Source organism: Streptomyces sp. NPDC001927, from assembly GCF_053594455.1.
The window spans coordinates 37,851-49,771 of record NZ_JBSFEN010000008.1 but is presented as its reverse complement, the minus strand read 5'-3'; the positions used below and the strand labels follow the sequence as shown (position 1 = coordinate 49,771).

Annotated in this window: 14 protein-coding genes and 1 pseudogene; 8 read left to right on the top strand and 7 right to left on the bottom strand. The window is 68.9% G+C overall.

Translation table 11 applies throughout. The features are described 5' to 3' along the window. Positions 1-470: 470 nt before the first annotated feature. Positions 471-863, top strand: coding sequence for a hypothetical protein (locus ACWCO8_RS22260; RefSeq protein ID WP_451033683.1), 393 nt, complete (start codon positions 471-473; stop codon positions 861-863). A gap of 17 nt (positions 864-880) precedes the next feature. On the opposite strand, the gene ACWCO8_RS22255 is transcribed toward ACWCO8_RS22260, so the two are convergent. Continuing rightward, positions 881-1,066 (bottom strand): hypothetical protein, encoded by a 186-nt coding sequence (locus tag ACWCO8_RS22255; RefSeq protein ID WP_451033682.1) that lies wholly within the window; start codon positions 1,064-1,066, stop codon positions 881-883. Between ACWCO8_RS22255 and ACWCO8_RS22250 the strand changes: the two genes are divergently transcribed. After that, on the top strand, positions 1,051-1,182 hold the full coding sequence (locus ACWCO8_RS22250; protein ID WP_451033681.1) for a hypothetical protein: 132 nt from the start codon (positions 1,051-1,053) through the stop codon (positions 1,180-1,182). The two genes, ACWCO8_RS22255 and ACWCO8_RS22250, sit on opposite strands and share 16 nt — an antisense overlap. Before the next feature lie 396 nt (positions 1,183-1,578). Continuing rightward, positions 1,579-2,100, top strand: a complete 522-nt coding sequence (locus ACWCO8_RS22245; RefSeq protein WP_451033680.1) for a hypothetical protein — start codon at positions 1,579-1,581, stop codon at positions 2,098-2,100. Positions 2,101-2,696: 596 nt separating this feature from the next. Here ACWCO8_RS22245 and ACWCO8_RS22240 read toward each other — a convergent pair. Continuing rightward, positions 2,697-4,175 carry a glutamate--cysteine ligase gene (locus ACWCO8_RS22240; protein WP_451033679.1) on the bottom strand — a complete coding sequence of 493 codons (1,479 nt, stop codon included), beginning with the start codon at positions 4,173-4,175 and terminating at the stop codon, positions 2,697-2,699. Positions 4,176-4,619: 444 nt separating this feature from the next. Here ACWCO8_RS22240 and ACWCO8_RS22235 point away from each other — a divergent pair, with 444 nt between their 5' ends. Together ACWCO8_RS22235 and ACWCO8_RS22230 are read left to right on the top strand one after the other, a co-directional pair. Then, positions 4,620-5,153 carry a hypothetical protein gene (locus ACWCO8_RS22235; RefSeq protein ID WP_451033678.1) on the top strand — a complete coding sequence of 178 codons (534 nt, stop codon included), beginning with the start codon at positions 4,620-4,622 and terminating at the stop codon, positions 5,151-5,153. Between the two features lie 24 nt (positions 5,154-5,177). After that, on the top strand, positions 5,178-5,309 hold the full coding sequence (locus ACWCO8_RS22230; RefSeq protein WP_451033677.1) for a hypothetical protein: 132 nt from the start codon (positions 5,178-5,180) through the stop codon (positions 5,307-5,309). 28 nt (positions 5,310-5,337) lie between these two features. Here the strand turns inward: ACWCO8_RS22230 and ACWCO8_RS22225 are convergent, their stop codons facing one another. Beyond that, on the bottom strand, positions 5,338-6,063 hold the full coding sequence (locus ACWCO8_RS22225) for a dienelactone hydrolase family protein (RefSeq protein ID WP_451033676.1): 726 nt from the start codon (positions 6,061-6,063) through the stop codon (positions 5,338-5,340). A gap of 741 nt (positions 6,064-6,804) precedes the next feature. Continuing rightward, positions 6,805-7,737 carry an NADP-dependent oxidoreductase gene (locus tag ACWCO8_RS22220; RefSeq protein WP_451033675.1) on the bottom strand — a complete coding sequence of 311 codons (933 nt, stop codon included), beginning with the start codon at positions 7,735-7,737 and terminating at the stop codon, positions 6,805-6,807. Positions 7,738-7,827: 90 nt separating this feature from the next. Here ACWCO8_RS22220 and ACWCO8_RS22215 point away from each other — a divergent pair, with 90 nt between their 5' ends. Continuing rightward, positions 7,828-8,763 (top strand): AraC family transcriptional regulator, encoded by a 936-nt coding sequence (locus ACWCO8_RS22215; protein ID WP_451033674.1) that lies wholly within the window; start codon positions 7,828-7,830, stop codon positions 8,761-8,763. Between the two features lie 154 nt (positions 8,764-8,917). Here ACWCO8_RS22215 and ACWCO8_RS22210 read toward each other — a convergent pair whose 3' ends face one another. Both ACWCO8_RS22210 and ACWCO8_RS22205 read right to left on the bottom strand, forming a co-directional pair. After that, positions 8,918-9,346: a protein-tyrosine phosphatase family protein gene (locus ACWCO8_RS22210; RefSeq protein WP_451033673.1), complete on the bottom strand. Its 429-nt coding sequence runs from the start codon at positions 9,344-9,346 to the stop codon at positions 8,918-8,920. Positions 9,347-9,395: 49 nt separating this feature from the next. Further along, positions 9,396-9,478: pseudogene (locus tag ACWCO8_RS22205) on the bottom strand (integrase); the annotation flags it as partial. A gap of 199 nt (positions 9,479-9,677) precedes the next feature. On the opposite strand from ACWCO8_RS22205, the gene ACWCO8_RS22200 reads away from it, so the two are divergent. Both ACWCO8_RS22200 and ACWCO8_RS22195 read left to right on the top strand, forming a co-directional pair. Beyond that, positions 9,678-9,938 carry a hypothetical protein gene (locus tag ACWCO8_RS22200; RefSeq protein WP_451033672.1) on the top strand — a complete coding sequence of 87 codons (261 nt, stop codon included), beginning with the start codon at positions 9,678-9,680 and terminating at the stop codon, positions 9,936-9,938. 219 nt (positions 9,939-10,157) lie between these two features. Further along, positions 10,158-10,532, top strand: a complete 375-nt coding sequence (locus tag ACWCO8_RS22195; protein ID WP_451033671.1) for a hypothetical protein — start codon at positions 10,158-10,160, stop codon at positions 10,530-10,532. Between the two features lie 652 nt (positions 10,533-11,184). Here the strand turns inward: ACWCO8_RS22195 and ACWCO8_RS22190 are convergent. After that, entirely contained in the window at positions 11,185-11,904 is a 720-nt protein-coding gene (locus tag ACWCO8_RS22190) for a TetR/AcrR family transcriptional regulator (protein ID WP_451033670.1), read from the bottom strand. Positions 11,905-11,921 lie beyond the last annotated feature (17 nt).

Here is an 11,921-nt window from a genome sequence, read left to right as displayed (position 1 = left end):
ATCCAGGGCCGCGGTCCCGACATCGGCAGCTCCAGCGTGGGGGCCAAGTCGTCCGGCACGTCGAGCGGTTGGAGTCATGGTCTGGAGCGGGCGTCCTTCGCCTCCTGGCGATCGCCAGCCCGACGGCGAGCATCCCGAGGAGGGCCAGCCCGACGAGGACGGTGACTGGCACACCCGATCCGCGATTCCCGGCCACCTGGGCCGTCTTGAGTAGGGAGCCGGACCGCACCCCGAATATCCCCGCCGGCCCGATTGCAGGCACCAGGTCGCGCCCGATCCTTGTCGCCCCACGCTTGAGCCTGACCACGCCCACCCCGGTCCTCCCAGCCTCCCCGTTCGTCTTCATCCGGCCCCCGCTGAAGTTGATCTTCCTGACAGGACGCCACATGTCCGTGAACGCGCGCTCGGAACGTGCGGGGGAGCGGGGCGGATAATGGGTTCTCCCCCGAACGACCGGAGACGAAGGATTCATGACGCTCACAGAAGGCCGGCGTGTCACGCTGGCGGAGGACCTGCGACTGACCGGGCACGTCACCCGAGCCGACGGAGCCCAGGACGCGGACTCGGCGGCAGGGTTCCTCGCACTGGGAGCGGGCATGACGGGCACCGTCGAGCAGGTGAGCGAGCACCAGCGAGTGAAGAGCCATGAGGTCCGCGAGTACGAACGGCTCACGTCGCTCTTCGACGACTTCGGCCACCAGATGCCCCCGGGCAGCAGGAAACAGCTGGAGGAGCAGATCGCCTCCCTGGAACCCGCGTGGAACGCCTACAGGGAAGCGTCGCATCGGGTGACGGTCCGGGTCCGTCTCGACAACGGCTTCGTCCTGGACGAGGCACCCGGGGATGCCTTCACCATCCTCTGATCACCCCGATCACCCCTTCACCCCCGGCCGGGCTCGGGGTGGGGGAGTGTCGGGGCAGGTGGGTCGAGGTGGCGGATGTCCGCGGTGGCCGCGGCGCTGTGCAGGAGGACGGAGCGTAGGACGGTGAAGGCGCCGACGGCCCAGAGCTGCTCCGCGAGCGAGTCGATCCGGCCGGGATCTGCGGGAGATGGATGAGCACGCACAAGAGGACTCCTGCCGCAGCGATCACGGCACCTACAAGGTCCTCCTCGACGGTAACGTCCTCCACCACGCCTTCCAGACCGACGCCCACATGCGCAACCTTGCCCTCGCCGCATGATCAGACGGGCATCAACCCGGCCCTGACCTGCTCGGACACGGCCTTCTGCAACGGGCCCCAAAGTGTGGTGCGGAAGGCTGTGGGTTGGCGGATTCCCTTGTGTGTGGGGTGTTGAGGGGAGGGGGAGTCTGGCCTTGTCCGGCAGTGCGACGCGGTCGCCGCGCTGGGCGACGGTGCCTGCCTCCGCGCCGGCCTCGTGGTCCCGCACGGCAAGCGCGTCGTCGGGCCGACGAACTCGACCCGGTGTCGACGGTCAGAGAATTCCCCAGGTTAAACACCAAACAACTTCCCACCAGCTCGATGTCTCGGGCCGCAGACGGGAGGTGCGCCGCAGCAGTGCCTGACCGCCCGATATTCGCCTCGACGGGCCGCACGTCGTAGCCCTACTCTCGCGCGGTGACGAACAACGTGGAGACCGGCGAGGACTTCCGTGCTCTGCTGCGGTGCCTCAGCCGACGCTTCGAAACTCTCGGCGGCGATGCGCCGGAGATCGACGACATCCTGCTCCGCTGGGCTGGTGCCCTTCCTGCCCAGGGGCCGGAGCCCGGCTGGCCAGGCCTGGCCGATCAGTTGCTCCGTGCGCTGGATGCGCCGTCGGCCGGGCTTGCTGAGCCCGCGCCTCTTGGAGACGAGCGGCCGGTCGCGTCTCCTGGAGAGCTACGAGTCCTGCTGCTGGCCCTGGCCGCCGACTTTGCCCGGGACCGCGCATGGACGGCAGACAGGCTGGCCAGGGGACTGTGGGCCGGTGACGGGGGCGGCTGGGCGAGCGGCTCGGTGGCCCAGTTCCTGGAGTCGTGGGAGGCGTGGCTCGAGGCCAGGCTCGGCAGGTCACCCGCGTTCCCGGGTGTCCCACCGATCGAACCGGTGACCTGGGCGTCCGTGGCTTGGCAGCTCGGTGCGGCCCGCGTCTACGAGTGAAGCCACCCAACCGGCCTGATCAGTGCGGCTGGTCAACCTGATCGGACCGGCCAAGCCTGGCGGCCGGCAGCTAATCCGTGAGGTTCCGGGGTCGCTTGCTCGGCCGGTGGCTGGGGCCGCTGCGGCCCGCGGGTGCAGGGACCGAAGGCTGTTCAGCGGGGACTTGCCGGTCGGTCCGTGTGCATCAGCTGGGCGTATCCGTGGGTTCGACGTGTCCCGCGGGGGAGTCTGCGGCCGCCGCGGGGTTGAGCTTCCGCGCCCTGGCCCGGGGCTCCGTGGCGCGGTGCCGGTATGTGCGGCCGCTGCCCCTCCGGCCCGCAGCCCTGAGGATCTGACGCGGCTCCTACGGGTCACCGACGGCGTCCTGACGAAACCCTGGAGCCCAGCTGGAAACGTCGCGCCGACCGACGAGAGCTACGCGGGAGACGCCGAATTGTGCCGTGAGTTGCGGGCGCTCACATGAGGTCTGGTGCCGTCGCGTTCATCCGCGCCGTACTCCTCGTCCGCCTCGCGCCTGCCGCACTGCCCTTTCGTCGTCCGGTCGTGGGGTGGCCTGTCAGTCGCCGGCGGCCGGCGCGGTGATGAGGGGGCGTGTGTCATTCGACGGGCCAGGTGTGTGCGGGGGCGTTGAGGTGCATGTAGGCGATGTATTGCTGTGTCATCCGTCGGAGGGCCTGGTGCCGGTCGACATGGCCGATGTCGTGCATGCGGTGGAACATCTCGGACTGCCACACCGCGCCGTTGCGGCCGGTGACGCACCGTTGTTCGATGATTCCGAGCAGTGGCTCCCGCCAGGCCGCGTCCAGGCCCAGTCGCTCCAGCCCACGGTCGGCCAGCGGTAGCAGTCGTCGCAGCACGAGCTCGGTCGCGGGGACCTCGCCCATCCCGGGCCAGTACTGGGGTGCGTCGATGCCGTGCCGAGCGGCAGCGTGCAGGTTGTCCTCTGCTGCTGCGAACGACATCCGTGTCCAGACGGGCCGGTCCTCGTCGACGAGGGCGCGGACGAGTCCGTAGTAGAAGGCGCCGTTGGACAGTACGTCGGTCACCGTGGGACCCGCCGGCAGGACCCGGTTCTCCACGCGCAGGTGCGGTACGCCGTCGACGACGGCGTAGACGGGGCGGTTCCAGCGGTAGACCGTCCCGTTGTGCAGGGTGAGCTCGGCCAGTCCGGGGATCTCGCCGTGGTCGAGTGTCTCCTGCGGGTCTTCGTCGTCGCAGAGCGGCAGGAGAGCGGGGAAGTACCGTGTGTTCTCCTCGAAGAGGTCGAAGACGGAGGTGATCCACCGCTCGCCGAACCACACTCGGGGCCGTACTCCCTGCACCTTGATCTCGTCCGGCCGGGTGTCGGTGGCCTGCTCGAACAGGGGGATACGCGTCTCGCGCCACAGCTCCTTGGCGAACAGGAACGGCGAGTTCGCCGCCAGGGCCACCTGCACCCCTGCGATGGCCTGCGCGGCGTTCCAGTAGTCGGCGAATTCGTCCGGTGAGACCTGTAGATGGAACTGGGTACTGGTGCAGGCCGCCTCCGGCGCGATGGTGTCGGTGTAGGTCCGTAGGTGTTCCACGCCGTCGACCGAGATCAGCAGGTCCTCTCCTCGCGCGGAGAAGATCTGCTCGTTGAGCAGGCGGTACCGCGGATTCTCGGACAGCGACGCGAGCCCGGTGTCCTTGAGCTGTAGTGTCGGCAGGATCCCGATCATGACCAGATGTGCGCCGATCGCCGCAGCCTTCTCCTCGGCGTGGTTGAGCGCGTTGCGGATCTCCTGTTCCCAGGAGTCGGGACCGCCTTCGGTCAGCCGCCGGGGGTCGATGTTGATCTCCAGGTTGAACTGTCCCAGCTCGGTCGACCAGGTGGGATCGGCGATCGCCTCCAGGACTTCGGTGCTGCGCATGGCGGGTTCGGCGGAGGCGTCCACGACGTTCAGTTCGATCTCCAGCCCGACCTGCGGCCGCTCGAAGTCGAACCTCGACTCGCGCAGCATCCGCGCGAACACATCGAGGCAGGTGTGCATCTTGTTCCGGAACCGACGACGGTCGTCACGCGTGAACATCAGCTCCGGGACATCGCGTCCCATCCGGCCCTCCCGATCTCCTCGGCACGGCCCCTCACTCATAGCGTCCCACTTGGGCCACGCCCCAACCACCGAGACGGCCGGGACCACCGGGACCGCAGGGAGCGGACCCCGCTCCTCACCTGGCGATGACGCGAGGCAAGCCTGCCAGCCGCCAGGCTGCGCCCCACACCGGCAGCGCCCTGGTAGAGGCGGCATCGGGTGGGCAGCAGCCTCCAAGACGTCCGACTCCTCGGAATACCGTGACCGGCGACCGTCCGGCGGGCCGGTCGGAAGGCGCACCGTATCGACCACTGTGGTCTTGCCCGCGTTGTTCTCGCCCACAAGGACCGTGACCTCCTGTGGCAGAGGTTTCCGCACCTCCTCGCACGACCGGAACCTCTCCCTTGCGAACCCGCTCCGCGCCACCAGCAGGGCACTGTCAGTCCTCGTTCTTACGATCACCCCATGTCTGATGCCTTCACCGTCCTGTGGACCCACGACACATGCCGTGCCCTGCGTAAGGAAGGCCGCGTGGGCGAGCGGCCGCCGGTCGCCTACTCCGGCGTCCACCAGTCCTTGCCCACCTGGTCGGGAGCCCGTGCCGGTGACGAGGTGTACGCGCTGCACGTCAACCGGTGCGAGGTGTTCGTGGTGTCCCGCATGCGGGTGATCGACATGGAACGCGGCGACTGCTGCGGCACCGCTCAGGCGACGTGGCAGGATCCGCCGTTCCCTGGGCACGACGATTGGCGGATGCTCGGAGCCGGCGGCTGCGGCGCCAGTGCGGTCCACGTGGACGCGACACCCGTACGCTTCGACACCCCGATACCCGGCGACCTGTTGCCGGCCCTCACCTGGCGCAATGCCCGAGGCAAGACGCGCAACCTGAAGTACGTCGTGGACGGCCGCCTGGAGCGCTCCGTCAGCCTCCAGGGCTTCTACCGACTCACCTCCGAGTCCGCCGACGCGCTGGCCGATCTCGTCGGCGGCGTCCATTGAGACCGGGACGAGGACATCGCCCGCTTGCCGCCGCTCAAGCACCGCAACCCGAACCGGCTCGGCCCCTACAGCTTCACCGCCTCCGCCCCGACCGTCGGTGCCCTGCGCCCGCTGCGCGGCCCGGACGACGAAGACGACGACGCCAGGCAGGAGTGAGTATCAGGAGCCGATCGGATTAATCGGATCAATCCGTGACGGGCAGGCACTCGGCGAGCAGGGCGACGATGTCACGCCAGGCTCGCTGTGCGTGCCGTGGGTGGTAGCCGACGCCGGGAGGCGTGGTGTGGTCGACCGTTGGGTGGTGGAAGGCGTGAAGGGCTCCTCCGTAGACCACGAGGCGCCAGTCGACGCCCGCGGCCTGCATCTCTGCGGTGAACGCCTCCCGTTGGGCGGGCGGCATGATGGGGTCTTCCGACCCGACCCCGGCCCATACCGGGCACCGAATGCTCGCCGCCTCGCCCGGTCGGCCTGTGGTCAGTGCGTTGACTGTCCCAATCGCGCGCAGGTCGACGCCATCGCGACCGAGTTCCAGTGCGACTGCGCCCCCGGTGCCGTAGCCGATGGCGGCGGTCCGGTCGGGGTCGGCGCGTGGTTCGGCACGCAGGACGTCGAGCGCGGCGTGACCGATTCCTCGCATACGGTCGGGATCGGCGAGTAGCGGCAGGCAACGGGCCAACATTTCCTCCGGGTCTTCCAAATAGCGTCCGCCGTGGAGGTCGAAAGCCAGGGCCACGTACCCCAGTTCGGCCAGAGCCTCGGCCCGCCGGCGCTCGACATCGCTGAGCCCCATCCCCTCGGGTCCGATCAGGACTGCGGGCCGGCGCTCGGCACCGGCCGGGAGTGCGAGGTATCCGACCATCGTCAGGTTGTCGGCCTGGTATTCGACCGTATGGGTTGTCACCGTCGTCATGCGACTGGACGGTAATGACCTTTGCGCCCGCTCGGGTTGGTGTTCACCGATGGCAGACAGCAGCCTGTCCCGACTACATCACCCGGATGCGTCGTCCGCCTGTCGCCAAGCGATCGAATGGCGACAGGGGCAGCATGCGTCCAATGACCCATTGATACCGGGGTCTGACGACGGCTCCGATCCAGTTCGAGCATCGTCTACGCCAAGGGCTGAGCCAGCCGCCTCCAGCAGGTCATGCCCGAACCGAAGCCGGACCGGCGGTCCTTTCCACCTGCTGCATCATGTGCGAGCCGACTTTCCCGCCGACCTTGGTGTGCTCGGCCTGCACCACGATCCATCCACAGCTCGGACTGTCGCCGATGACGTCTGGAGCCCGGTCGCCCTGACGCCCCCGGCCTGGCGGGCAGACCGGCTTGGGTTTTTGATGCCCGCACCTTCCGCAAGCAGTCGCGACAGCACATGGAGGACTTCAAGGCGTTCGCCGAGCAGGGAAAGGACGTCCGCGAAGCGAAGGGCTGACCTGCTCGCGGACAGCGGCGTCGACGGCGTCCTGACCGAGGACATCCGCACCTAGTCGCGAACACCGACGACGGGTTTGCCTCCGCACGAACCCGCAGCCGCGCCGGCGGACGCCTCGCCCAAGCTGACCGAGTGTCGGCGTACTCGTCAATGTGCCTGGCCAGGTACACCGGGACGTACCCAGGGCGTGGAGCCCCGTAGCAAGGTCCGGCCGTCATGGGCTCAGGGAATGATGACGACCTTGCCTCGGGTTTGACCGGTTTCGCTGAGGTGATGGACCTCGGCGAGGTCGGCCAGTGGACGTGACTGGCTGATGTCGATGCTGAGCGTGGCCGCGTCGACGAGTTCCACGAGCGCCGCAAGATGTACGACATCGTTGCGGGCGACCATGTGCATCGTGCTCACCCCGGTGTCGGCAGCCGGCTCGATCGGGGTTGCGATCGAAATGATCCTCCCGCCCGGCCGCACCAGAGGCGCCAGAGCTGCGGCGGCCTGCGGGCTCACCGGGACCAAGTTGAGCAGAGTGTCCACCGGACCGTCGAGCGCGGCGCTCACCGGCCCGGTGGTGTAGTCGATCACTTGGTCGGCCCCCTGCCGCAGGACAACTTCGGTGCTCCGAGGACTGGCCGTTGCGATGACCTCCGCCCCCGCGTACTTGGCGAGCTGCGTCACGAAGCCTCCGACGCCGCCACCCGCACCGATCACCAGCACTCGCTGACCAGCGGCTACCTTCCCGTGCTCGAACACCGCTTGCCAGGCCGTCAGACCGGCCACGGGAAGGGCCGCAGCGTTCGCGAGAGGGATGGACGCCGGCGCCGCGACGAGCACGGCGGCGGGCGCTCGGACGTACTCGGCTGCCGCGCCCCCGCTGTCGAGCCGCCCAATGACCCGGTCGCCGACGGCGAAGCCCTCCACACCGGCGCCGGTCTCGGCCACGGTGCCGGCGACGTCCCAGCCGAGCGTGTAGGGCAGGTCCACGGGCAAGAACGCCTGCAGCATTCCGGCGCGCAGAGCTGCCTCGGTGGGATTGAACGAGGTGGCGGCGACATGGACAAGTACTTCACCGAAGGCGGGTCGCGGACGGGGAACGGAGTCGTAGCGGATCATGGAGGTAGCGCCGTACTCGTGGATACGCGCGGTCTTCATCAACGTCATGCCGCGAATCTACGGACGCAAATGGAGACGATCCATGTGTCAGGCTGCCCAGTTGATGCGCGTTCGTCTCGTACACGTACGGTCGGGCGCATGGATGTGCTCAGCGACGTGGTCGCGGTGACGCGGACCGGCCGGCCCCGGTCGGCGCAGGTGCGGTGGCATGCCCCGTGGGGACAGGAGTTCGCCTCCGTTCCCGGGTCGGCGGGCTTCCAGGTAATCCTTCAGGGTTCCTGCTGGCTGCTGCCCCCGAACGGACAGCCCGTCCAACTGGGCGTGGGTGACGTGGTCTTCCTTCCCCACGGCAACGGGCACACCCTGGCCGACAGCCCCGAATCCCTGGTGACGGCGCCTGTCTGCGGCCCCGACGACCACGAGCTGTACGACGCCTACGCCTCGGACGACGTCGACCGGAGCGGAAACGGCGGTCCGGTCACCGTAGTGCTCTGCGGCGCCTACGAGCTCAACCCGTCCCGCGCTCACCCACTGCTGCTGACCCTCCCGGATCTGATCCACGTGCCAGCGGACTCGGACTGCCATCCCGAGTTGCGCTCAGCCGTGGCACTCCTGGCTGCCGAGCTGGACAACCCGCGCCTGGGCACCGACGCAGTCGTCCCCGCGCTCCTGGACACTCTCCTGCTGTACATCCTGCGCATCTGGTTCAAAGAACAGTCCGCCCGAGAAGACACCACCGGATGGGCCGCCGCTCTGAACGACCCGCCAGTCACCGCCGCCCTCCATTCCATCCACCGAGACCCGGCAGCACCCTGGACCGTGGCGAAACTCGCCGCGGAAGCCGGGCTCTCACGAGCACCCTTCGCCAGACGCTTCGCCACGCTCATCGGCCAACCGCCCCTCGGCTACCTGACCTGGTGGCGGATGACCACGGCAGCGCGACTGCTACGGACATCGGACGCACCATTGAGATCCATCGCCGCCCAAGTGGGCTATACATCCGAGTTCGCCTTCGCCCACGCATTCAAACGCACGCACGGAATCCCACCCGGCGCCTACCGGCGGAACAGCTGAGCCGGAGCGGCAGACCTGGGCACGTTCGGTCGTACGCGGCTGAGCACATTCAGGTGTACGCCGACACCAAGGACCAGGCCACGGTAGTGCTGTGACCGAGAAGGTTCACCGGGATCGGTGAAGCGCCTGGTGCTCGTAGCTGATAGCGATGCTGCTACTGGAAGCGGGAGACGAAACGGCGTTGCCAGGGTGTTTCAACGGCGCGCGGAGCGTAGTGCTCCCGGACGTAGGCGACGGCCTCACGGTTGGATACCCCGTCGAGCACGGCGAGGCATGCCAGTGCGGTGCCGGTTCGGCCGTGTCCACCCGCGCAGGCGATCTCGACGCGTTCGGCCTCGGCGCGTGCCCATGCCTCGCGCAGTGCGTCGGCGGTTGTAGCGCGGTCGGACGGCAGCCAGAAGTCGGGCCAGCGGAGCCAGCGGCTTTCCCAGGCGACCGGCGGTGGCCGGTGGCCCAGCAGGTAGAGGGCGAAGGTGGGGTGCGGGCCCGGCGAGAGTGGCCGGCTCAGTCCCCGTCCACGGACGAGCCGGCCTGAGGGCAGTCGCATCACGCCCGCCATCGTGGGTTCCCATGCAGCGGTCACGGTGCGAGCGTAGCCCCCGTTCGGTTGACGGCCAGGCGGCTTTCATCTGTCGGCCGCCCCAGGGAGGCCTTTCTCGCTGCGGACTCGGGCGCGTTCGCGGCGCTGCGCCGCGAGCACGTCGGGGTGGCGGGCTTTGGTGTGAACGTGCCCACTGGCCGGCACCGCGCTCGCCCGCTCCGAGAACCTCCTCGGCTCCATCCGCCCCGGCACCCGGGATCCGGAGTGGCTGTCGTACTTCACACCCGCCCGCCTCGCCGCGGACGCGACCGAAATCTACGGCGACCTGGGAGACCCGCAAGCCGCGTTCGCATGGAACGAGCAGGCCGACGCCATGCCGTCCGACCGGTTCACCCGCTCCGTCGGCATCCGCCTCGCGGTCCTGGCCCGCAGCCACCTCCAAGCCAAGGACCTGGACCAGAGCCTCGCCGTCGGCTCCAGGGCTCTCACGGCCCTCCGCACGGTCTCCTCGACCCGCGCTCACGGATACCTGCTCGACTACACCGCCTCGCTCGAACCCTGGAGGAAGAACCACCACGTCTCCGAGTTCATCCACCAGACCCGGACCGAACTCGCCACCACACCCCAGGAATAGAACCCTCGGGGGACCCCAGGAACAGAACCCTCGAGGGCAGTTGCTCGCCCGAGCTCGGTGGGTCCGACTCCGGGGCTCGGATGGCTCCTGCGCTGTGCGCTCAGCATGGCGCAGCCAGTCGAGGCACCAGTGTGCGAATGTCACTGGCCTTCCGTCGATGCCAAGGAGCGGTGTGAGGTCGGCGTCGTCCACCCCGGAGTCCGACCAAATCGTGCCGCGGTGACTGCCGCTGATGATCAGCCACTCCTGCTGGGCGCACCCCAGGTGGCAGATCACGATCACACCGACTGTCCGCTGGGGGGCAAACATGACGGCGTCCCACCGTTCGCCCCATGCCTCGATGGCGTCGTCGAACTCCTCGATCTCGTCGAAGTCCTCTTCCTCGGGGCGTTCAGCAAGGAGCGCTTCGACGAGCTCGCGGTCCGGGCCCTGCTCGGGAAAGGACTCGGCAGCCGGGACAGGTCTGCCATGTCCGCGCCGTCGCCTCCCACCGCCAACGGCCTGGCGCTCGCCGCACCGGGAACAACCCGTAAGCGCGACCCCGGCGGACACGTCCAAAGCCTCGACCCGTTGACGGATGCCCGCCAATGCTGACACTCATCGGGCAGAAGGTAGGTGCCGCCACCGACATTGACGCCGACGGGCCCCTCCTGGAAGCCAGGTGGGGCCAGTTCGGACCCCTGCTACCGGCGCCCAGATGAAAGCTGTCACAGCGGTGCCACGAAGACCGTCTCAGACCCAGGAGCATCACGGCGCACAAGGGGGAGTCGGCGAAGGGTTGCCGGTTGCCGACCTTGCGGTAGCACCAGATCTCGGAGGTCCTATCCCGGGGGACTCGCGCTCGGCCTCGCGTCGCCGGGAAGCTTGACACCGGCTACGTGGCGCAGTGCCATGAATACGGACCGAGGGGGTGCGGGATGAACGATGAGGACTGCGACACCGCGAGCCAGGGCGACGTTCCCCCACGGCGCCCGGGTCCCTCAGATTTCCCAGGCACGTTCTGGACCGTGCTGCTCGCGCTGCTTGTGCTGGGGCTGTTCCTGTACAGCCTCACACGGGGTGAGGGCAGCGGAGGGCACCCCGACGGGTACTCCGGTTGGCACTGAGCGGAGGCCGCGGACACCTCCACCAGGGCCTCGGCGTGGACACCGTTGTCGGCGTACGCCCGAATGTGCGCAGGCCGGTACAGGGATGCGTGCGCAGGCCGATGGTCCCCGGTCACCGTCTTCACGGCACGCCGGGCTGGTCAGGCGGAGTCGTCCTGCAGGGCCGGGGCGCGGCCCGGTGGGTCGGCGGCGGTGAGTAGGTTCAGCACGGTGGCCTCCATGGCGTGCCGCGCCTGTTCGGCGTCGAGTCCGGTGGACCGCCAGTGGTGCCAGGCGCCCCACGTGGTTACCGCGTCCAACCCGTCGGCCAGGTCCCTGCGTTGCCGGGCCGGGAGCCGGTCGAGTTCCTCGGCGAGCACTGCCTCCAAGCGCTCGCGGGCATCGCGGAACGCGTCCGCGGTGACCTGACGGATCCGTTCCGAGGGGTTGTCCATACGGATCATCGCCAGACGGGCCGGGGTGATCCATTCGAGGATCCGGGAGCGCTGCTCGACCAGCGCCGCGACCCGCGCCTCCCGCGGCCCTTCGGTGGGCAACGGCCTTATCTGCGCCGCGAGTTGTTCCAGCCGGCGGGTGATGGCGGTGTCCACGAGCTGGGCCATGTCGGCGAAGTGGTGGAACACCGAGCGGCGCGAGACACCGGCGTACTCGGCGACTCGGTCGGCGGGGAACTCCGTCATGCCCTCGTCGAGCAGGGCGAGCAGCGCGTCGGCGATCTTCTCGCGGGTCTGCCGGCCGCGCTCGGTCCGGCCGTCCTTGGTCCCGGCGGGTGACAAGCCGGGCCGCCGGTTTTCCCGCGCACCCTGCTCCGGCTCTTGTCCCCGCCCTTGCCGGTCCTGCTCCTCGCCCTGCCGTTCCACCTGGGCTCCTCTCTCCG

Bases quoted from the DNA above. Each gene is read 5' to 3' on its own strand.
- ACWCO8_RS22260 (WP_451033683.1), top strand. From the start codon at position 471: ATGACGCTCACAGAAGGCCGGCGTGTCACGCTGGCGGAGGACCTGCGA.
- ACWCO8_RS22235 (WP_451033678.1), top strand. From the start codon at position 4,620: ATGTCTGATGCCTTCACCGTCCTGTGGACCCACGACACATGCCGTGCC.
- ACWCO8_RS22225 (WP_451033676.1), bottom strand. From the start codon at position 6,063: ATGACGACGGTGACAACCCATACGGTCGAATACCAGGCCGACAACCTG.
- ACWCO8_RS22215 (WP_451033674.1), top strand. From the start codon at position 7,828: ATGGATGTGCTCAGCGACGTGGTCGCGGTGACGCGGACCGGCCGGCCC.
- ACWCO8_RS22250 (WP_451033681.1), top strand. From the start codon at position 1,051: ATGGATGAGCACGCACAAGAGGACTCCTGCCGCAGCGATCACGGCACC.
- ACWCO8_RS22220 (WP_451033675.1), bottom strand. From the start codon at position 7,737: ATGACGTTGATGAAGACCGCGCGTATCCACGAGTACGGCGCTACCTCC.
- ACWCO8_RS22200 (WP_451033672.1), top strand. From the start codon at position 9,678: ATGCCGTCCGACCGGTTCACCCGCTCCGTCGGCATCCGCCTCGCGGTC.
- ACWCO8_RS22240 (WP_451033679.1), bottom strand. From the start codon at position 4,175: ATGGGACGCGATGTCCCGGAGCTGATGTTCACGCGTGACGACCGTCGT.